Annotated in this window: 23 protein-coding genes; 22 read left to right on the top strand and 1 reads right to left on the bottom strand. The window is 34.7% G+C overall.

Features of this window, described 5'->3' with window-relative positions; translation table 11 throughout:
* The first annotated feature begins 557 nt into the window (after nucleotides 1-557).
* From rpmH to jag, 5 genes are all read left to right on the top strand, one after another.
* Nucleotides 558-692 carry a 50S ribosomal protein L34 gene (gene rpmH, locus RCH56_RS05505; RefSeq protein ID WP_004836563.1) on the top strand — a complete coding sequence of 45 codons (135 nt, stop codon included), beginning with the start codon at nucleotides 558-560 and terminating at the stop codon, nucleotides 690-692.
* 76 nt (nucleotides 693-768) lie between these two features.
* A complete protein-coding gene (gene rnpA, locus RCH56_RS05500; RefSeq protein ID WP_306483989.1) occupies nucleotides 769-1,119 on the top strand; it encodes a ribonuclease P protein component in 351 nt (116 codons plus the stop codon).
* Nucleotides 1,109-1,324 carry a membrane protein insertion efficiency factor YidD gene (yidD, locus tag RCH56_RS05495; protein ID WP_306483988.1) on the top strand — a complete coding sequence of 72 codons (216 nt, stop codon included), beginning with the start codon at nucleotides 1,109-1,111 and terminating at the stop codon, nucleotides 1,322-1,324. Before rnpA ends, yidD begins: the two co-directional genes overlap by 11 nt.
* A gap of 20 nt (nucleotides 1,325-1,344) precedes the next feature.
* A complete protein-coding gene (locus RCH56_RS05490) occupies nucleotides 1,345-2,082 on the top strand; it encodes a YidC/Oxa1 family membrane protein insertase (protein WP_306483987.1) in 738 nt (245 codons plus the stop codon).
* Complete coding sequence (gene jag, locus RCH56_RS05485; protein ID WP_306483986.1) at nucleotides 2,063-2,899, top strand: RNA-binding cell elongation regulator Jag/EloR; 837 nt, start codon at nucleotides 2,063-2,065, stop codon at nucleotides 2,897-2,899. Before RCH56_RS05490 ends, jag begins: the two co-directional genes overlap by 20 nt.
* An 80-nt stretch (nucleotides 2,900-2,979) precedes the next feature.
* On the opposite strand, the gene RCH56_RS05480 is transcribed toward jag, so the two are convergent.
* Complete coding sequence (locus RCH56_RS05480) at nucleotides 2,980-4,674, bottom strand: Na/Pi cotransporter family protein (protein ID WP_306483985.1); 1,695 nt, start codon at nucleotides 4,672-4,674, stop codon at nucleotides 2,980-2,982.
* Between the two features lie 165 nt (nucleotides 4,675-4,839).
* On the opposite strand from RCH56_RS05480, the gene mnmE reads away from it, so the two are divergent.
* The 17 genes from mnmE to ftsH all read left to right on the top strand — a co-directional run bounded on the left by mnmE (nucleotide 4,840) and on the right by ftsH (nucleotide 19,155).
* Nucleotides 4,840-6,198: a tRNA uridine-5-carboxymethylaminomethyl(34) synthesis GTPase MnmE gene (mnmE, locus tag RCH56_RS05475; protein WP_306483984.1), complete on the top strand. Its 1,359-nt coding sequence runs from the start codon at nucleotides 4,840-4,842 to the stop codon at nucleotides 6,196-6,198.
* Nucleotides 6,188-8,074, top strand: a complete 1,887-nt coding sequence (mnmG, locus tag RCH56_RS05470; RefSeq protein ID WP_306483983.1) for a tRNA uridine-5-carboxymethylaminomethyl(34) synthesis enzyme MnmG — start codon at nucleotides 6,188-6,190, stop codon at nucleotides 8,072-8,074. Before mnmE ends, mnmG begins: the two co-directional genes overlap by 11 nt.
* Nucleotides 8,067-8,699 carry a 16S rRNA (guanine(527)-N(7))-methyltransferase RsmG gene (rsmG, locus tag RCH56_RS05465; protein WP_306483982.1) on the top strand — a complete coding sequence of 211 codons (633 nt, stop codon included), beginning with the start codon at nucleotides 8,067-8,069 and terminating at the stop codon, nucleotides 8,697-8,699. The genes mnmG and rsmG overlap by 8 nt, the downstream gene beginning before the upstream one ends.
* A gap of 20 nt (nucleotides 8,700-8,719) precedes the next feature.
* Nucleotides 8,720-9,445 (top strand): CPBP family intramembrane glutamic endopeptidase, encoded by a 726-nt coding sequence (locus RCH56_RS05460; protein ID WP_306483981.1) that lies wholly within the window; start codon nucleotides 8,720-8,722, stop codon nucleotides 9,443-9,445.
* A 125-nt stretch (nucleotides 9,446-9,570) separates the two neighbouring features.
* Entirely contained in the window at nucleotides 9,571-10,782 is a 1,212-nt protein-coding gene (locus tag RCH56_RS05455) for a CinA family nicotinamide mononucleotide deamidase-related protein (protein WP_306483980.1), read from the top strand.
* On the top strand, nucleotides 10,763-11,602 hold the full coding sequence (locus RCH56_RS05450) for a ParA family protein (RefSeq protein WP_306483979.1): 840 nt from the start codon (nucleotides 10,763-10,765) through the stop codon (nucleotides 11,600-11,602). Before RCH56_RS05455 ends, RCH56_RS05450 begins: the two co-directional genes overlap by 20 nt.
* 1 nt (nucleotide 11,603) lies before the next feature.
* Nucleotides 11,604-12,458 (top strand): ParB/RepB/Spo0J family partition protein, encoded by an 855-nt coding sequence (locus RCH56_RS05445; RefSeq protein ID WP_306483978.1) that lies wholly within the window; start codon nucleotides 11,604-11,606, stop codon nucleotides 12,456-12,458.
* Nucleotides 12,445-12,957 (top strand): cyclodeaminase/cyclohydrolase family protein, encoded by a 513-nt coding sequence (locus tag RCH56_RS05440; protein WP_306483977.1) that lies wholly within the window; start codon nucleotides 12,445-12,447, stop codon nucleotides 12,955-12,957. The genes RCH56_RS05445 and RCH56_RS05440 overlap by 14 nt, the downstream gene beginning before the upstream one ends.
* Nucleotides 12,957-13,424 carry a DUF4446 family protein gene (locus RCH56_RS05435; protein WP_306483976.1) on the top strand — a complete coding sequence of 156 codons (468 nt, stop codon included), beginning with the start codon at nucleotides 12,957-12,959 and terminating at the stop codon, nucleotides 13,422-13,424. Before RCH56_RS05440 ends, RCH56_RS05435 begins: the two co-directional genes overlap by 1 nt.
* Nucleotides 13,425-13,497: 73 nt before the next feature.
* Nucleotides 13,498-14,481, top strand: a complete 984-nt coding sequence (gene pta, locus RCH56_RS05430) for a phosphate acetyltransferase (RefSeq protein ID WP_306483975.1) — start codon at nucleotides 13,498-13,500, stop codon at nucleotides 14,479-14,481.
* A 62-nt stretch (nucleotides 14,482-14,543) separates the two neighbouring features.
* Nucleotides 14,544-14,777 (top strand): hypothetical protein, encoded by a 234-nt coding sequence (locus RCH56_RS05425; RefSeq protein WP_306483974.1) that lies wholly within the window; start codon nucleotides 14,544-14,546, stop codon nucleotides 14,775-14,777.
* Nucleotides 14,774-14,950: a hypothetical protein gene (locus RCH56_RS05420; RefSeq protein ID WP_306483973.1), complete on the top strand. Its 177-nt coding sequence runs from the start codon at nucleotides 14,774-14,776 to the stop codon at nucleotides 14,948-14,950. Before RCH56_RS05425 ends, RCH56_RS05420 begins: the two co-directional genes overlap by 4 nt.
* A 1-nt stretch (nucleotide 14,951) precedes the next feature.
* Entirely contained in the window at nucleotides 14,952-15,254 is a 303-nt protein-coding gene (locus RCH56_RS05415; RefSeq protein ID WP_306483972.1) for a co-chaperone YbbN, read from the top strand.
* Nucleotides 15,254-16,117, top strand: coding sequence for an NAD(P)/FAD-dependent oxidoreductase (locus RCH56_RS05410; RefSeq protein ID WP_306483971.1), 864 nt, complete (start codon nucleotides 15,254-15,256; stop codon nucleotides 16,115-16,117). The genes RCH56_RS05415 and RCH56_RS05410 overlap by 1 nt, the downstream gene beginning before the upstream one ends.
* Nucleotides 16,118-16,139: 22 nt before the next feature.
* On the top strand, nucleotides 16,140-16,583 hold the full coding sequence (locus RCH56_RS05405) for a GNAT family N-acetyltransferase (protein ID WP_306483970.1): 444 nt from the start codon (nucleotides 16,140-16,142) through the stop codon (nucleotides 16,581-16,583).
* A 117-nt stretch (nucleotides 16,584-16,700) separates the two neighbouring features.
* The gene (locus tag RCH56_RS05400; RefSeq protein WP_105301462.1) at nucleotides 16,701-17,180 is read left to right on the top strand and encodes a MarR family winged helix-turn-helix transcriptional regulator; all 480 of its coding nucleotides are present in this window, start codon (nucleotides 16,701-16,703) and stop codon (nucleotides 17,178-17,180) included.
* The gene (gene ftsH, locus RCH56_RS05395; protein WP_306483969.1) at nucleotides 17,173-19,155 is read left to right on the top strand and encodes an ATP-dependent zinc metalloprotease FtsH; all 1,983 of its coding nucleotides are present in this window, start codon (nucleotides 17,173-17,175) and stop codon (nucleotides 19,153-19,155) included. Before RCH56_RS05400 ends, ftsH begins: the two co-directional genes overlap by 8 nt.
* The last annotated feature ends 248 nt before the right edge of the window (nucleotides 19,156-19,403 follow it).

The raw sequence follows: 19,403 nt of genomic DNA, 5'->3' as shown, positions 1-19,403 counted from the left end.
GCTTAATAGGGACAAATCCTAAGAAAAAATTTGTAAGCTTAGATTTTATCCACATAAAAATATTAAATTATCGCCAAAAATATAGTTTTACATATACTTTTACACAGCTAATTATACTACAAACAAGCGATTTAATCAACTTATCCACATTTTTTATTATTTTTTTGGGAAAACTTATTTTTAGAGTTTATAAAAGTCAAAATTTGAAGTGGATATGTGGATAAGTCTGTGTATTTATTTAATTTTCTTCATACTTTTTTCAAAAATCACTAATTTAAGCTAAAAACAAAATAGATAATCGATCATTTTTAAATTTTATTCATGAGAAAATTTTGTTTATAACTTGTGTAAAAATATTCTATCCCCAATTATATCCACATTGAAAATTTATACAGTATAGCCCTGAAAGATGACTATTTATTCAAGGTGTAAATGCATAAATTATCCATAAGGAAATAAAGCTTGTTTAATAGAATATTTTTTGCCTATATATCTTGACAGATTAGCTTTATTTCAATATAATAGTATGAGTCAAAAAAAGAGTAGGAGGTGTAAGCATGAAGAGAACTTATCAACCAAATAGAAGAAAGAGATCTAAAGATCACGGCTTTAGAAAAAGAATGTCAAGCCCAGGCGGTAGAAGAGTACTTAAAGCTAGAAGAAGAAAAAACAGAAAAAGATTATCTGCTTAGGCTAAAATAGTAATATATAGATTAGAGAGAGGGCCTTTTTTAAGGCTCTTGTTTATATGTATTTTAGATTTTTAATATGGAAAAAAGAATTAGTTTAAGAAAAGATTTAGATTTTCAAAGAGTATACAAGAAAAACAAAGCTTTCTATAATAGGGATTTCACTGTACTTATCAAAAACAACGGCCTAAACCATCCTAGATTTGGAATTACTATTAGCAAAAAAATCGGAAAGGCTAACCAAAGAAATTCACTAAAAAGGAAGTTAAGAGAGATTCTTAGGCTTAATTATGCTTCTATAAATGGAGTAGATATAGTAATTATTCCTAAGAAACATACGACAGATTTTACTTATGAAAAATTAAAAAAAACCTTGGGTCATGTTTTGAGTAAGGCTTTTAAGAAAAAGATAGTCTATTATGGTAAATAGATTCTTTATTAGACTTATTAAGTTTTACCAAAAGTTTATTTCTCCCCAATTAGGGCCTTCCAAGTGCAAGTTCTACCCGACTTGTTCCCAATATGCACTGGAAGCTTTCAGAAAATACGGGTTTTTGAAAGCGTTTATCAAGTCTTTTTGGAGAATATTAAGATGCAATCCATTCTCTAAGGGTGGGTATGATCCGGTAGATTAAATAAAATAGATGGAGTTTATATGATTAAGTTTATAGCCGGCATTTTAGGTCAGCTTATGAGATGGATATATGATTATCTCGCGGCGAATTTTACAGAACCTACAAATGTTAGTTTTTATGCCATAGCGATAGTAATAATGACTTTGCTTGTGAGTCTTTTAATTATACCAATGACCGTTAGCCAACAAAAACAAGCTGAAAGAACTAAGGTTTTCAAGCCAAAGATGGAAGAAATCCAGAAAAAATATGGCTACGACCAACAGATCATGCAACAAAAGATGCAAGAACTATATAAGGAAGAAGGAGTTACTCCTGGTCTTTCTGGTTGTCTTGTAATGATAATCCAAATCCTTATACTTTTTGGATTGTTTAGAATGATGAGCGATACAACTAAATATGTATTCCCAGAAGGCCTTGATAATATCAGAACCAATTTCTACTGGGTACCAGACCTACTTGGGAAAGATCCATATTGGTTCGGTTTACCACTACTTACATCTTTATCCCAAGTTGGTGTACAACTTTTCTCAATGAAGACCAATCCACAAATGCAACAAGCAGGAGGGGCAATGGGAGGAATGAATAACATGCTTTTACTCATGCCTTTGATGTACTTCTTTGTATTTAAGGGACTTCCTGCAGGTTTACCACTATATTACACCCTAAGTTCTTTATTTAGATTAGTAATAATGGTTATAATGCATTTTTCAATGAGAAATAAAAAAATGGAGTTAGAAAATGAAAAAGTCAATAATTAAAAGTGCCAAAACAAAAGAGCAAGCAATAGATTTTGCTCTAGAAGAAATTGGCAAGAGTCGAGATGAAGTAGAAGTTGAGATTATTGAAGAAGAATCTACTGGATTTTTAGGTATTATTGGAAGTAAGGATGCAGTAGTAAGAGTTAGTTACGAAGAAGATATCAAAGAAGCCCTTTCTAATCTAGAAAGAGAAATCGAAGATACTAAATTCACGGCAAATGAAGATTATAGCGAAGAAGAAGAGCTTATAGAAAAAGAAGAAGCTGTAGCTGTTTCTGAAGTAACAGATATCAAAGAAGAAGTAAAAGCAGAAGAAAAGACAGAGCCAGTTAATTATGGCAAGGCTAAACAAAAGGCAGATATAGATAAGTTCTATGAGGCAAAAGACCTCTTAGAGAGAATCCTCCTAGCTATGCATTTCGAAGATGTCACAGTTATAGGAGATCTTGAGGGTAATATCATAAAGCTTGAAGCTAAGGTTTCGGAAAAAGATACAGGAATTGCTATAGGAAAGTCTGGTTCAACCTTAGATGCGATTGAACTTATAATTAGAAAAGCTCTAGATTCAAGAAGAAACAATGTTAGAATTAATATCGATATCAACTCATACAAGAAAAGAAGAGATGAGAAAATAATAGATCTTGCGGCAGATACTGCGAGGAAAGTCCAAAGAAGTAAGAAATCTTGGAACTTAAGATATATGAATTCCTATGAGAGAAGACTTGCACACGAGGAGATAAGCAAACATCCGAATGTATCAAGTCACTCAGAAGGAAATGATCCTAAAAGATATGTTGTAGTTGACTATGTAGAATAAGCTTGTGACTTTTCACAGGCTTTTTTATTGTAAAAAAATAGGTATATTTTTTACAATAAAAAAGCCGGTTTATCCGGCTTTTAAAATGTTTCATGTGAAACTTCTTCGAATTTAGAATGGTTACCTGAGTGAACCTTAACAGGATCCATGGTTAGTCTTGCGATGTTATATGCATGGTCTCCAGTTCTTTCCATTGTTGATAATATATCGTTAAATACATATGAAGCGATGCTTGTCATATCTTCACCATTGGCGAGTCTCTTGTAGTGAGACTTTCTTAGAGTAGTCTCCATAAGGTCAAGAGCTGCCTCGTCTTCACCGAGTCTTCTAAATACGGCTTGATCTTTGCTATCGAAAACTTCTATAGCGCTAACGAAGTTATTGATTACTAAATCATATATATCTTCCAAGTCTGATAAGGCTTCGTCGTTATAACTTGCGTTAGATTCATAAATTTCTTCATAGTATTCACCCAAATTTTGGGCGAGGTCTGAGATTCTTTCTACATTTATTTGTATCTGTAAGTAGTTTTGTACTTCAACTTCCAAATCCATTGGACCAGTGCTTTGAGCTATAGCCAAAAGATAGGATTGGATTTTGGTATCCATATCATTTACAATAGATTCTGCTTGATTAGCTGTTTCTAAATATTTTCTGTCTTTTTCCAATAAATAAAGCTTTGTTTGCTTTATTGTCTCTAGGGCAACCTTAGATTCTTTTAGGATTGCAGCCTTTATCTGATCAAGAGCAGCCACAGGGAAAGTTTCTATTAGCTTATTATCTAGCTCTATATCTCCAAGATCAGAGAATATAGAATCCTTGCCAGGAATAAGCTTTCTTAATAACTTACCTACGTATTTTACAATAGGTAGGAATAAGATCATACCTATGAAGTTAAAGGTAAAATGACCTACTGCTATTGTCATCAACTTGTTTGTTCCCAAGAAATCTGCTATTGTTCTTACTAGGCTTTCGTAAGGATTTAAGAAAATCAAAAATATTACTGATATTAGCACATTAAAAAGCACATGGAAAGTGGAAGTTCTTCTAGCTGAAAGTGATCCACCAAGAGAGGCTAGGATAGCCGTTATACATGTACCTATATTTGCACCAAACATTAATGCTAGGGCAAGCTTTAAATCTATGGCCCCTGAAGCAAATAAAGACTGAGTAATACCTATAAAGGCAGATGATGATTGAATTAAGGCTGTAAGGCCCGCTCCGATTATTACTGCTAGTATTGGGTTTTTGGCCATATTTGCTACGACTTTTTCAAAACCTTCTATATTACTTAACTCTGATAGGGATGATCCCATCATTTCAAGTCCTATAAATAGTAGGCCAAATCCTACCAAAATTTCCCCGATATATTTATTTCTTCTTTTTGCTGAAAACATCGTTATAACAACACCTATTAGGGCGATGAAGTACGATAGATATCCTAAGTCGAAACCGATCAATATAGATGTAACGGTTGTACCAATATTTGCACCTAAAATGACACCTATAGCCTGTTCGAGACTCATAACTCCTGCTCTTACAAAACTTATGGCTATAACTGTCGTCGCTGATGAGGATTGGATTAAACCGGTTATGACTATACCAACTAAAACTCCCATTATCGGATTGGAAGTGTATTTCTCTACATATCCTCTTAGCTTAGGGCCTGCAAAATTTGTAAGGGCATCTCCCATTAGGGATATACCGAATAGGAATATGGCCAGACCTCCTGCTATGAGATTCCACTGTAGAGAGCTTAATGATTGTAGTTGCATAATCCCTCCAAAAATTTGTATTATGTATCTAATATATCATATAGGAGGAAATTTTTCTACAAAATTTTCATATAATCTTATAAATATTGACAAATCAGGATTTTCCACTATAATTCTTATGTTACAAACCACTAGTCAAAGTAGTGTATATTTAAAGGAGTAATTATGGAAGAAAGAACAATTGCTGCAATATCTACTCCATCCGGGACTGGTGGCATATCCATAGTCAGGATGAGTGGAAGTAAGTCTTTTGATATCATTAGTCGACTATTTTGCCCTATTAACGGAAGGGGGCTCGACAAAGATAAGGATAATCGAAAGATGCGCTATGGAGTTATTAAAGATAATGAAGGCGAAACAATAGATGAGGTAATGGTATGCTTTATGAAAGGACCCTCTACCTATACTAAAGAAGATATCTGTGAGATTAACTGTCATGGATCTTTTGTATCTGTCAAAAAAATTTTAAATCTCTTGTTAGATGAAGGCTGTGACATGGCAGAGGCAGGAGAATTTACTAAAAGGGCCTTTCTCAATGGAAGAATAGACTTATCACAAGCAGAAGCTGTCTTGGATATAATAAACTCTACTAATGAGCTAAGTCAGAAAGAAAGCATTCATCAATTGCAAGGATCAGTTAGAGGGAAGATTCTATCTATTAGACAGGACCTATTGGAAGCTCTATCAAGATTGGAATATTCTATTAATTTTACAGAAGATGGGGAAGACTTACCACCGGATGAGATAATTACCTATATGGAAAAAGCTAAAGCTAGAATAGAAAAGCTTTTAAACACTTCTAACAAAGGAAAAATCTTAAGAGATGGAATAAATACAACTATTATAGGTAAGCCAAATGTAGGGAAATCTTCCTTACTAAACAAATTGCTAAAGGAAAATCGTGCTATAGTAACAGATGTTCCAGGCACTACAAGAGATCTTATTACAGAATACATTTCTTTTGGAGATTTCACCCTAAAAATCAATGATACAGCTGGCATTAGAGAGACTGATGACTTAGTAGAGAAAATCGGAGTGGACAAGTCTATAGAGCTTATTGATGAATCTGATTTAATTATTGCAATCTTTGATACATCTAGGACTTTCGATAGAGAAGATGAGAAAATCCTAGACTTAATCGAGGGAAGAAATGCTATTATCATCCTAAACAAGACTGACCTTGAAGATCAATTCACTTATGACTTCGATCAAGTAACTATAAGGACTTCTATGGCCAAAGATGAAGGAATAGATAAGCTGGAAGAAGCCATTACCGAAATGTTTAATACCAAAGATATAAAAAGAGAGTCAGTTCTTATAACTAACACTCGTCACGAAAGACTCTTGAAAGAAGCCTCCAAAAAGCTAAGCGATTCATTAAAAGATATCAAAATAGGAATCCCACTGGATGCTTGTGAGGTCGATCTAAGAGGAGCGTATGACGATTTGGGCCTTATCATAGGTGAATCTGTTTCGGACGAAATAATGGATAAAGTATTTAAGGAGTTTTGCGTTGGAAAATAAATATAAAGCAGGAAGCTACGATGTGGTAGTAGTGGGAGCAGGACATGCTGGTTGCGAAGCGTCTCTTGCCGCCTCAAGACTGGGACTTAAGACACTAGTTCTAACAACAAGCATGGAGTCGATTGCAGATATGCCATGTAATCCCAACATAGGAGGTACTGGAAAAGGACATATTGTAAGAGAAATTGATGCCATGGGTGGACAGATGGCCCTAAATATTGACAAGACCTTCATACAATCTAGAATGCTTAATACGAGCAAGGGACCAGCAGTTCACTCTCTACGTGTCCAGGCAGATAAGAGGCTTTATCACGAAGAGATGAAAAAGACTCTTGAGAAAGAAGTTGACCTATTCGAACAAGAAGTAGATAAGATAAATTATGAAGACGGCAAGATTGTTTCATGTGAAACAGTAGAAGGAGCAATCTTTGAAACAAAAGCTCTTATAATTGCTACGGGAACTTATCTTAACGGAAAAATCCTTATAGGAGAATATGAAAAAGTATCAGGTCCACATGGCCTTTCAGCTGCAACCTATCTATCTGATTCATTAGAGGAGATGGGTTTTAAGCTTAGAAGATTTAAGACCGGAACTCCAGCTAGGGTAGATAGAAAAAGTCTACATTTAGAGAAAACTGAAATTCAAAAAGGAGACGATGAGATTATTCCATTTTCTTTCCTTAATGAAGGTAGAGACTTCTCAGATAAATGCCAGGAAAATTGTTATCTTACCTATACAAGGCCTGAGACAAAACAAATAATAATGGATAATCTCGATAGGTCGCCTATATATGGAGGCCATATCAAAGGAGTAGGACCTAGATATTGTCCTTCTATCGAAGATAAGATGGTGAGGTTTCCGGATAGGGATATCCATCAAGTCTTTATTGAACCAGAGGGACTTGCTACAGATGAGATGTATATACAAGGGGTATCTTCGTCCCTACCTCAAGAAATTCAGTTTGATTTCTACAAAACTATAATTGGTCTTGAAGATGTCAAAATTATGAGACCAGCCTATGCTATCGAATACGACATGATAGATACTAGAAATCTCTATAGAACTTTGGAATCAAAAGATTATGAGGGTCTATATTTTGCCGGACAAATTAATGGATCTAGTGGATATGAAGAAGCAGCTGGCCAAGGGCTCATAGCAGGAATTAATGCAGCCCTTAAAATTAAGGGAGAAGATCCTTTTATCCTAGATAGGTCTGATGGATATATAGGAGTTCTAATAGATGACTTGGTTACAGAAGGTACTAAAGAGCCATATAGGATGATGACTTCTAGATGTGAATATAGATTAACTATGAGACAAGACAATGCCGACCAGAGACTTACAGAAAGAGCCTACAAGATAGGGATAGTAAGTGAAGAGAGATATCAAAAAATGGTTGAGAAAAGATCTGCTATTGATAAAGAGATAGAAAGACTTAAAACTGTTATGCTCACTCCAAAAGAAGAAACAAACAAAAAACTAGAAGATTTAGGAACTACTCCTCTAAATAATGGTATGAGCCTTCATGATCTACTAAAAAGACCAGAATTAGATTATGAAAAGCTTAAAATATTCGATTCTGAAAGGCCAAATCTACCGAAGTTTCAACAGATACAAGCTCAAACAGAAATAAAATATGAAGGCTATATCAAAAAACAAATGGCTGATATAGATAAGTTTAAGAAACTAGAGGGCAAGAAGCTTAAGAAAAATATTGATTATTTCAAGATTCCTGGTTTAAAAAAAGAATCAGCAGAAAAATTAAACGAAATTCAACCAGAATCTATTGGACAAGCTTCTCGTATTTCTGGAGTATCTCCAGCAGATATCAATGTCCTATTAATTAGACTTAAGACAGGAGAGCTAGATGGATAAGGCATATAAAATGTATATGGAGTATTTATTAGAGGTAAATAGTCACACTAATCTCACGGCGATAACAGATCCCGATGAAATTGAGATCAAACATTTTAAGGATTCACTCACAATACTTGATTATATTAAAGAAGGAGATAGAGTCCTAGATATAGGAGCTGGAGCTGGATTTCCTGGAATTCCTCTGAAGATTGAAAAAGATATCGACCTTACCCTAATTGATTCTGTCAATAAAAAAGTAAAGTTTATGAATGAAGTTATAGATAAATTAGGACTTACAAATGCTAGAGCAATCCACACTAGGGCAGAAGATTTCGCAAATGAAGAAAGAGAAACATATGATGTTGTAGTCTCAAGGGCTGTTGCAAACATGTCTACCCTTTCAGAATATTGCCTTCCTATGCTTAAAGTAGGTGGAACTTTTATAGCTCTCAAGGGACCTAGGGCAGAAGAAGAATTGGAAAATGCTCAAAACGCCATAGATATTCTAGGCGGCAAAGTAATAAAAACAGATAGCTTTGATTTGGATGGCAATGAGAGGGTAAACATAGTAGTAGAAAAAATAAGGAGAACTAAGAAGAAATATCCAAGAGGAAAGAATCTACCTAAGAGATCCCCTCTGTGATGTTTCATGTGAAACGATTTATGATAGCGGTAATTTTTCTAATAGTAAATATACTTTATGATATAGGAGTCGGGATTCTTTCAGGATTAATTCTAGGAGAAGTCCAACCCCTTTACTATCTAGTAATAACTCAAGTAACTAAATTAATTTTTGTAGGAATCTTCGTAAAGTTTAGATCTGATAAGTATGAAGATAAATATGACGACGCTTATATAAACACAAAGAGTCTAAAGAATGATACTTATAAATTAGTCATCGTCGGCCTAGGTCTTGCGGGCTTTGGGAACCTATTAGTTTCAGCCATAATGAAAATTTTTGAAGATAATACTTATGTTAATAATGTGATAGAGACCTTGAATCAGGCTCTTTCATTTTCCAATAACTATGAGTATGCCTTGATGATTTTTAGTGTAGTAATACTAGCACCAATTCTAGAAGAGTATTTATTCAGAGGAATACTTTTTGCAGAGCTAAAGAAAAGTCCTAAGGCAAAGATAATAATTACGGCCCTTACTTTTGCTATCTATCACCTAAATTTAATCCAAGGACTTAACACTTTATTCATAGGTTTAGTTCTAGGATATATATTTTATTATAGAAGGAATATAAAGGAAGTCATCTTAGTTCATACGGTGAATAATTTAGTAGCGGTATTTCCTAATGAAGTCTTGGGCCTAGCTTGCATTATAGCGATAGGATTTGCCATCAAGTTTTTACTTGATTTTAGAAAAGACATAAGAAATTAAGCCGAGAGATTTAAAGGAGCTATTGTAGAATTACCATAAATTTAGAATATGGTAGAACGATTGTTCATAGTTTTGCAAGAGGCCCTTTTTTTGTGGTAAAATATAAGATAGCAAAAGGAGTAAATATGCAAGCTTTAATTTGCTCAGTAGGAACTGAGATTTTATTAGGAAATATAGTAGATACAAATTCACAATACATAGCAAGCCATCTCAAAGACATGGGAATCAATGTTTATAAGATGATTACTGTCGGAGATAACTTCGATAGACTTAAGGATGTCTTAAATGAAGTAGAAGGATTTTATGATTATGTCTTTATAACAGGGGGTCTTGGACCAACAGAAGACGATATAACTAAAGAAGTAGTAATGAAGGTCGCAAATAAAAATAAACTGCTAGTAGATAAAGATTCTCTTAGAGCTTTGGAAGAATATTTTTCTAAAGATGACAAAGCTATAGATATTAATAAAAAACAGGCAATATTTCCTGAAGATGCCATAATACTTAAAAATCCAAAAGGAACAGCGCCAGGTTGTATTATAGAATCTGACAAGACTAAGTTTGTACTCTTGCCAGGTCCACCTCATGAAATGACTTATATGTTTGATAAAGAAGTTGTAAAACATATCATGAAAGACTCTTTCATAAAATCTGTCACAGCAAAGACAGCTTTTCTTGGTGAATGGGATATGGCAAACAGAGTAGACCTAAGTGGTAAAAATCCTACCATAAGTCCCTATGCAACAGATAATGGATGTATATTGAGAATAACTGCAAGTGCAAAAAGTGAATCGGAAGTTGATGAACTTTTAAATAAAGGAATAGATAAAGTAAAAGATTCACTAGGAGATTATGTTATAACTTTTGAAGATAAGAGAAAAGAAGAAGTTATAATAGATATTCTTAGAGATAGAAGAGAGTTTGTCTCAACTGCAGAATCTTTTACTGGTGGATTAATAGCAAGCTCCATAATAGATATTGATGGGGCGAGTGATGTTATTAAGGAAAGTTATGTCACCTATGCTAATTCTTCAAAACATAATTTACTAAATGTTTCATATGAAACAATCGAAAAGTATGATGTAGTAAGTAGGGAAGTACTAAAGGAAATGCTTGATGGACTCTTCAATAGAACTAAAGCTGACTTAACCATAGCTACAACAGGTTATGCCCATCTTGGCAAAGTTTTCATAGGCCTTTTGTATAAGGGAGAGTATGTACTTAAGGAATATAATTTCAAAGGTGATAGAAATAGGGTTAGACTGAGAGCGAAAAACAGGGCGATTGATTTAGCCATAACTTTAATGAGAGGTAAGTATGATAGTATCAATATTTAATCAAAAAGGCGGGGTAGGTAAAACTACAAGCGTAGTAAATCTTTCAGTTGCCTTGGTAAAAGAAGGAAAGAAAGTTCTTGTTATAGATATGGATCCTCAGGCAAATACGACCACAGGCTTGGGAGTTGATAAAGAAGGGGATTCAGTTTATAATTTATTTTACGAGATTTTAGATGATAAAGAAGAAGAAAAAGAACAGAATGAAGAATTAGAAGAAGATGCAGAAGATAAAAAATCTAAAAAAGAAGCTGAAAAGAAAATTGATTTTTCCAAATATATAAAAAAGACAGATTCAGGAGTACTTCTAATTAAATCTGAGTCTTCTTTATCAGGTCTTGAGGTTGAGCTTGTAAATCTTGATCCAGTTTCAAGGACGGAAGTCTTAAAGGAAATAGTAGGAAAACTTGAAGAAGAATACGATTTTGTTTTAATTGATTGTCCACCAAGTTTGGGACTTCTATCAATTAATGCTCTTGTAGCTAGTGACTCTATAATAATTCCTATTCAGACAGAATACTATGCCTTAGAAGGGGTAAGTGAATTGATGAATACATATAAGCTCGTTAAGGATTCCTTAAATAAGGACCTTGAGATAGAAGGAGTACTTTTAACTATGTTCGATAAGAGGACAAATTTATCCTATGAAGTAGTAGAAGAAGTTAAATCATATTTTAAAAACAAGGTATTTAAGACTATGATTCCAAGAAATGTAAGGCTCGCAGAAGCACCATCATATGGGAAGTCTGTCTTAGAATATGAAGAAAGGTCAAAGGGTGCGACAGCTTATAAAATGCTCGCCCAAGAATTGATAGGTGAATAAGATGACAGGAAGAAAAACCTTAGGCAGAGGCCTATCGGCTCTCATACCTGAAGCGGAAGAAGATATAACAAGCATAGAAAAAATTGATATAGATTTAATTGAGGCAAGGAGCGATCAGCCTAGGAAAAATTTTGAAAACATTGAAGAGCTTGCTGAATCCATAAAAGAATATGGGCTTCTAAATCCTATCGTATTAAGCAAAAATGATGGCAAATATGAGATTATAGCTGGTGAGAGAAGATATAGGGCTAGCGTTTACGCTGGACTTAAGAAAATCGACGCTATAGTTAGAGATTTTGATCAAAAGGATATTGACATCCTTTCTCTAGTAGAAAATATTCAAAGAGAGGACCTAAGTGCTCTTGAGGAGGCGGAAGCCTATAAGAAACTCATAGATGATTTTTCCATGACCCAGGAAGAAATATCTAAGTCTATGGGTAAGTCTAGGTCTTATATAGCAAACACCATAAGACTATTGAAGTTAAACAAGGATGAAACTGAAGCCTTGGCTGATAGGAAAATTTCTGCTTCCCAAGCAAGGACTCTCCTATCTATAAAGGATCAAGACGCACGAAAGAAAGCTCTCGATGGTTTTATAAACAAAGAATTAAATGTAAGAGATGCAGAAAAAATTAATAGCAAAAATAAAATCAAGGGGAAAAGTAAAGAAAAAGCTGATGGTCTCAGTGATATAGACAAGATTCTTTTAGAGGATTATGAAGAAAAATTCATGGAGAAAGTAGGGTCTAAGGTCAAAATAGATAAAACAGGAAAAATTTACAAATTGACAATAGATTGTTTCACAGTTGATGATATAGAAAATATTTATTGGAGACTTGGTGATGAAGATAGTTGACATGAGTGTAGAAAGGCTTCTTACAGAAATCAAGAATATGGGACCCAATCCAGGAGGAGGAGCTGTTGTAATACTAGTGGCTAATATGGCAGTCAATCTCATTAATATGATGGGAGATGTTTCATGTGAAACATATATTAGCCAAAGACTTACAGAACTTATTCAAGAAGATGTTGACGCAACCAAGAAATTAATAGCTGAGATAAAGAAAAAAAACTTTGAGGAAAAATACTTTATCGAAGCAGCTAGTCCTCAAATCGAGATGGTGGATATTTCTCTTAAGGCCTTGGGGCAATTTTCTGATATACTTCTAAGAGGTAGGAATCTATCTGATGGAATTATAGCAAATAATCTCCTAAAAGAAGCTATAATCTGTGCCATGCCTACTATTGAAGTTAATCTAAAATATACTAAAGAAATTTATGACTATGAGTCAGTTCTAGAAAAGTGTGAGAATCTGTATCAAAAAAATGTTGAAATTATCGAAGGAAGGAAATAATGACAGGAGTATTTATAGGGATATTATTCGTCTTAGTTGTGGTTGAATTTGCCTTTATTATGTCAATGAATAATAGGATAAGAAGGCAAAAGCAAAGATATGACCATCTTTTAAGAGGAAATAACAGAGATGTTAACTTAGAGGAACTTTTAGTTTCAATCAATGATAGAATAGAAAGTTCAAATAAAGAAATTAGAACAATAGACCAAAGGGCAATCGAGGCTAAAGATACTACTATGGGGGCAGTGAGCAATATGGCTGTGGTAAACTTCGACGCATTCGATGGACAGACTGGAAGTTTATCTTTTAGTTTATGTTTGCTTGATAATTTTCATAATGGTATTGTTTTGACTAGTCTTTATACAAACGCAGGCTCCACAGTTTACCTTAAGGAAATTGTTAACGGAGTAAGTGAAAAGGATCTAGCTACCAATGAGCTAGAAGCATTAAATAAAGCAAAAAGTTAATAAAATAACTAAGCTTACGTTTAAAAATTAATGGGTATAGTTATATTATAGAAACAAAAAATAGGAGGACTAAATGCCAAAAGGTATACTAGAAAACGCAAGAGAGACCATAGAGGGAAAGAACTTAAAAATCGTTTTACCAGAAGGTAGCGATCCAAGAGTTCTAGCTGCTGCTCTAAGACACAAGGAAGAAGGACTTCTTACACCAATAGTTTTAGGAGATCAAGGAGAAATCCAAAAAACTGCTGACAAAGAAGGTCTAAAACTTGGTGATTTACAAATCATAAACCCACAATACTTTGAAGATTTCGATAAATTAGTTGATGTTTTCGTTGAAGCAAGAAGAGGTAAGACTTCAAAAGAAGAAGCTGAATTCTTACTTAAAACTAATGTAAACTATTTTGGAGTTTTGCTAGTTAAGGCAGGCTATGCTAACGGAATGGTATCTGGTGCGATTCATACTACAGGAGATACTATTAGACCAGCTCTTCAAATCATTAGAACAAAACCTGGTGTTAATAGAGTATCAGGAGTTATGGTAATGATTGGCCCTGATGGAAATCAATTAGTATTTGCAGATACAGCTGTAAATATTACTCTAGAATCTGATGAGCTTGCAGAAGTAGCAGTGGAAACTGCAAAAAGTGCTGAATCTTTTGGTATGGACCCATATGTAGCATTATTATCATTCTCAACTCATGGCTCAGCTCACCACGATCTAGCTACAAAGGTAGCTAAGGCTAAACAAAGAGCCCTAGAGCTTGATCCAGAATTAAGGGTTGAAGGTGAAATCCAATTCGATGCAGCAATCGATCCAAAAACAGCAGCTCAAAAGGCTCCAGAATCAGATGTAGCTGGTAAGTGTAATGTATTCATCTTCCCAGATCTACAAGCAGGAAATATTGGATATAAGATAGCGCAAAGACTTGGAGGATATAAGGCATTAGGCCCAATACTACAAGGTCTTAACGCGCCAGTAAACGACCTTTCAAGAGGTTGTTCTGAAGAAGACGTGTACGAAATAGCAATTATCACAGCATCTCAAGCTGTAAATTAATAAGCTATTAAGAAGAAGAGACAGTCGTTTGATTGCCTCTTTTTTCTATAAGCAAAATTGAGGTGAGTAATATATTTTTTGAAGAAATAAAAAACAATGCGAAGGCGGTCGTTCCAATAGCCCTTCTAGTATTAATCCTTAACTTCTTTGTTAGAGTAGAGAGCAAATTACTTGTTAATTTTCTCCTAGGATGTGTTGGCGTGATTTTGGGACTTGCAGTATTTTTGACAGATGTGGAGCAACCCTTGTCCATGGAAGAGGATCTGCAGAAAATGTTAAAAGCCCTATATTTTTGAATATGAATATAGAACCTGAAAAAGATATAGTAATAATGCTAATAAAAAAAGAATTAGAAGATACTATTAGGGGTAAAATATATAAGGAGATGGAACTTGACAAGGAAGGAAAGGGTATAATATATTCTCTACCAGTAAGTGAAGTTTCAGGATTAGTAGAACAAAGGAGATAAGATGAAAAGATTAAACTCTAATGAATTTAGAAGTGAAGTAGAAAACGGCAAGGGTCTAATGCTTGTAGACTTTTCAGCTACCTGGTGTGGACCATGCAAGATGCAAGGACCAGTTCTTGAGGGACTTGAGAGTGATTATACAATATTTAACATAGATGTCGATGAATCAGAAGATATAGCAGGCCAATACAATGTAAATGCTGTTCCTTCTCTTATGATTTTCAAAGATGGAGTCCTAAAAGATACCCTAGTAGGTTTCCAATCTAGAGAAGTTATAGTAGAAAAAATGGACCAATATAAGTAATGAGATATGATCTAGCAATAATCGGCGCAGGTCCTGCAGGGCTTAGCGCCGCTTTAAATGCAAAAATCAGAAACAAGTCTGTAATTATCTTCGGCAAGGATTCTCCTAAGCTTACTAAAACAGAATCTATTAAAAATTACCTAGGCTTTGGAGATATAAGGGGAAGTGAGCTAAACCAGAGATTTAAGGACTCACTAAAGGATTATGAAATAAACTTTAGTGAAGAGAGGGTCCAAACTGTCTATGCCTTGGGAGACTACCATGCTCTTATGCTTAAGTCGGGAGAAATGGTTGAGGCCGTTGCTGTAATAGTGGCAACAGGTATAGAGCTAACAAAGGATCTAGTAGGCGAAGAGGAATTCTTTGCTAAGGGGGTAAGCTATTGTGCAACTTGTGATGCAGCCTTATATAAGGGAAAGGAAGTAGTTCTTATTGGCTATAATGAAGAAAGTGTTGAGGAAGCAAACTTTACGGCAGAAATAGTAGATAAGCTTAGCTTTGTCAATATGTATAAGGATGACATCGACCTAGATCCTTCTATAAATTTAATAGAAGAAGAAGTTCCTATTGGATTTAGAGGAGATAATAGGGCGGAAGTTTTGGAATTTAAGTCTGGCAAGAAAATAAAGGCAGACGGATTTTTTATCATTAAAGATTCATCCAAGGCCCAAAGACTAGTCCCATCAGTAAAGATGAAAGACAATCACATAGAAGTAGACTCTCATATGGCAACCAACATTGCGGGTCTTTTCGCAGCAGGAGATGTCACAGGAAGTCCTTATCAAATAATGAAGGCAGTTGGCCAAGGGCAAATTGCAAGCCTAGAAGCAGTAAGGTATATTACAAAAATAAAGTCTAAATAGAAAGTATGAAGAAAGGAACCCGATGGTTGAAATAAAGAAATTTGAAGAGTTAGAAAGAGACGAAATATACCAAATAGCCCAACTAAGAAACGATATATTTATCCATGAACAATCAATGGATATGAGAAATCTAGATGCTATGGATTACATTGCAGATCACGCCTTTATAAAAGAAGGGTATTCTTTAGTTTGTTACATGAGAATACATAAGATCGATGAAAAAAATAAAATATATCAAATATCAAGAGTAGTAACCCACAGGGACTTCAGGGGAAAATCCCTAGCCAAAGAACTTCTATCTGAAGTTATGGAATATATAGACAAAGAACTCGATGCCAAAGAAGTTAGAATAAATGCTCAAGCATATGTATCTGACTATTATGCTTCCTTTGGTTTCAAAAGAGAGGGAGAAGTTTTTGATGATGGTGGAATAGAACATATTTGGATGAAAAGGTACTACGATTAGGTCCTAACTCTCCCAAATATTGAAATGTGTATGAAATATATTTAAAGCATAAATAAGTTTTATTGAAAAAATTTAACTTATATGTAAAATAATAATATGATACATTTAGGAGGAGATATGGCAACAAAACATATAGATTTTTTTGAATTTAATAATTCTATATTCTCTATGATTAGAGAAATTTCACATAAAATCGATCTGTTACTTCAGGATACTGCAAATGAACTAAGTATAACCCCTCTTCAGCTAAAGATGATTATTACACTTTATTCTAATAGGGACAAGGAAGTATCTATCGGTAGTCTCGGCAAGGCCATAGGCATAACCGGAGGTAATATTTCAAATATTTGCAAGAGACTTGAAAAGCAAGGCTTTGTAAATAGGGTAAGAAGTGAAGAAGACGAGAGAGTAGTTAATGTAATGCTTACAAAAGATGGAGAAAAAGCAGCTAAAATGGTAGATGACTACTTCCAAAAAATAAAGGAAGATATTCCAGAAGATGGAATAGATGTAAACTTACAAACCATAGTTGATGAACTAGAAGCTCTAGAATTACTGCTCGATAAGTATATATATAGGAGTGGATTAGATGGCTAATAGAAATCCGAGCAAAAAACCTTTATTATATTATTGGTTGGTTGCTATAGTATTATTTGTAGTGATACGATTTGCACTAAATCCAATAGCGCAAGATGCAGATGTAAAAGAAGTATCCTACAGCCAATTTGTTGAAATGATCGAAAATGATCAAGTTACAGAAGTATCTAAGGATGATCAAAAATATACCTTTAAGGCAAAGGTAGATGGTGACGAAAACACCTACGAAACAGGTCTATGGCAAGATACAGACCTTACAGATAGACTTCTTAAGGCAAAAGAAAGAAATGATAAGTTAATATTCTCTCAAGAGATTGAAACGAGAATGAACCCTTATCTTTCACTATTCTTGACAAGTATATTGCCTCTAGTTTTCATCTGGGTAATATTCTATTTTGCCTCAAGATCTCTTACAAAGACCATGGGGGGTCGAGGCGGCGGAGACTTCATGAACTTTGGTAAGTCCAATGCCAAAATCTATGTAGAAAACAAGACTGGAAAGACATTTAAGGATGTTGCAGGTCAAGAAGAAGCTAAAGACTCACTTAGTGAGATAGTAGACTTCCTTCATAATCCAGGAAAATACAAGGAAATAGGAGCCAAGGTTCCAAAGGGAGTGCTTTTAGTAGGTCCTCCAGGAACAGGTAAGACCCTAATGGCCCAAGCCGTAGCAGGTGAAGCCAACGTGCCATTTTTCTCAATTTCAGGATCAGAATTTGTGGAGATGTTCGTAGGTATGGGTGCAAGCAAGGTCCGTGACCTCTTCAAACAAGCCAAGGAAAAAGCACCTTGTATAGTATTTATAGATGAGATCGACGCTATAGGTAAAAAGCGTGATGTAAGTGGATATTCTGGTAACGATGAACGTGAACAAACCCTAAACCAACTTCTAAACGAGATGGATGGATTTGATGCGACTGAAGGAGTTGTACTTCTTGCAGCAACCAACAGACCAGAAATCTTAGACCCAGCCCTTACAAGACCAGGTCGTTTTGATAGGCAAGTTCAAGTGGAACTACCAGACCTTAAGGGTCGTGAAGATATCCTTAAAGTTCACGCCAAAAATATCAAAAGAGAAGACGATATCGACTATGAAGAAATCGCCAAAAGAACTGCGGGTACAAGCGGTGCTGACCTTGCAAATATAATAAACGAGGGAGCTCTTCGTGCAGTAAGAGAAGGCCGTAACAAACTTACCCAAGAAGACCTCGAGGAATCAATCGAGACAGTAATAGCAGGTCAACAAAAGAAAAACGCTGTAATAAGCGATGATCAGAAGAAAATTATAGCCTACCATGAGGTAGGACACGCCCTAGTAGCAGCCATCCAAACCCAGAAGACTCCGGTAACCAAGATTACCATAGTGCCAAGAACAGGTGGAGCCCTAGGTTATACCATGACTGTAGATAAGGACGAAAAATATATAATGACCAAGCAAGAGCTATTTGATGAGATAGTTACCTTTGCAGGTGGTAGATCTGCCGAAGAGTTGATCTTTAATACTAAAACTACGGGAGCTTCAAACGATATAGAAAGAGCTACCGCCATGGCGAGAAACATGGTTACAATCTATGGTATGGATGATGAGTTTGACTTCATGCAACTTGAACAAATCCAAGGAAGATACCTAGGTGGCCAAAGGTCTATGATAGTATCTGATGGTACAGGTAATAAAATTGATGAAAAAGTTGCCCAGATTATAGCTAAGGCACATATGAGGGCTATAGAAATCCTTAAGGATAATCTAGATAAACTTCACGAAATATCTAACTTCCTACTAAAAGAAGAGACCATAACAGGTGACCAATTTATGGAAATCTTAAACAAAAAGGCAGTAGAGGCTAGTGAAAGTGAGATAAGAGAAAATACAGATATAAAAAATCTAGATAAGGATGAAAGTGATGAGGCTATCGAAGATAAAAAAGAAAATATAAGTGAAGATAAGATAGAAACAGACGACGATTCTTTAGAATAAGATTTTGGCTCCAGGCTTTGCTTGGAGCTTTTTCTGTGGAAAGATTTAGATTATATACAAGATAATTTAGTGTCTTTTAATTTTTTAAGCTTTCTGTCTTTGACCTATATTTTAATTATATTTCTAGACTTAAGTAGACTTATTTTCAAAAACTTGTCAAATTCATAGATTTAAATAGATTGGAAATTTCGCTTAAATAAAAGATGAAGGGACTTAAATAATTTATTCTTCTATAAAGATTGACTAAA

This window comes from Anaerococcus sp. (assembly GCF_030825785.1).
In the GTDB taxonomy this organism is placed as follows: domain Bacteria; phylum Bacillota; class Clostridia; order Tissierellales; family Peptoniphilaceae; genus Anaerococcus.
This window is presented reverse-complemented; position numbering and strand designations above follow the sequence as displayed.

Bases quoted from the DNA above. Each gene is read 5' to 3' on its own strand.
- pta (WP_306483975.1), top strand. From the start codon at position 13,498: ATGCCAAAAGGTATACTAGAAAACGCAAGAGAGACCATAGAGGGAAAG.
- RCH56_RS05415 (WP_306483972.1), top strand. From the start codon at position 14,952: ATGAAAAGATTAAACTCTAATGAATTTAGAAGTGAAGTAGAAAACGGC.
- RCH56_RS05445 (WP_306483978.1), top strand. From the start codon at position 11,604: ATGACAGGAAGAAAAACCTTAGGCAGAGGCCTATCGGCTCTCATACCT.
- rpmH (WP_004836563.1), top strand. From the start codon at position 558: ATGAAGAGAACTTATCAACCAAATAGAAGAAAGAGATCTAAAGATCAC.
- RCH56_RS05410 (WP_306483971.1), top strand. From the start codon at position 15,254: ATGAGATATGATCTAGCAATAATCGGCGCAGGTCCTGCAGGGCTTAGC.
- mnmE (WP_306483984.1), top strand. From the start codon at position 4,840: ATGGAAGAAAGAACAATTGCTGCAATATCTACTCCATCCGGGACTGGT.
- yidD (WP_306483988.1), top strand. From the start codon at position 1,109: ATGGTAAATAGATTCTTTATTAGACTTATTAAGTTTTACCAAAAGTTT.
- RCH56_RS05440 (WP_306483977.1), top strand. From the start codon at position 12,445: ATGAAGATAGTTGACATGAGTGTAGAAAGGCTTCTTACAGAAATCAAG.
- RCH56_RS05455 (WP_306483980.1), top strand. From the start codon at position 9,571: ATGCAAGCTTTAATTTGCTCAGTAGGAACTGAGATTTTATTAGGAAAT.
- RCH56_RS05490 (WP_306483987.1), top strand. From the start codon at position 1,345: ATGATTAAGTTTATAGCCGGCATTTTAGGTCAGCTTATGAGATGGATA.
- jag (WP_306483986.1), top strand. From the start codon at position 2,063: ATGAAAAAGTCAATAATTAAAAGTGCCAAAACAAAAGAGCAAGCAATA.
- RCH56_RS05480 (WP_306483985.1), bottom strand. From the start codon at position 4,674: ATGCAACTACAATCATTAAGCTCTCTACAGTGGAATCTCATAGCAGGA.
- rnpA (WP_306483989.1), top strand. From the start codon at position 769: ATGGAAAAAAGAATTAGTTTAAGAAAAGATTTAGATTTTCAAAGAGTA.
- RCH56_RS05405 (WP_306483970.1), top strand. From the start codon at position 16,140: ATGGTTGAAATAAAGAAATTTGAAGAGTTAGAAAGAGACGAAATATAC.
- RCH56_RS05450 (WP_306483979.1), top strand. From the start codon at position 10,763: ATGATAGTATCAATATTTAATCAAAAAGGCGGGGTAGGTAAAACTACA.
- RCH56_RS05400 (WP_105301462.1), top strand. From the start codon at position 16,701: ATGGCAACAAAACATATAGATTTTTTTGAATTTAATAATTCTATATTC.
- rsmG (WP_306483982.1), top strand. From the start codon at position 8,067: ATGGATAAGGCATATAAAATGTATATGGAGTATTTATTAGAGGTAAAT.
- RCH56_RS05435 (WP_306483976.1), top strand. From the start codon at position 12,957: ATGACAGGAGTATTTATAGGGATATTATTCGTCTTAGTTGTGGTTGAA.
- RCH56_RS05460 (WP_306483981.1), top strand. From the start codon at position 8,720: ATGATAGCGGTAATTTTTCTAATAGTAAATATACTTTATGATATAGGA.
- ftsH (WP_306483969.1), top strand. From the start codon at position 17,173: ATGGCTAATAGAAATCCGAGCAAAAAACCTTTATTATATTATTGGTTG.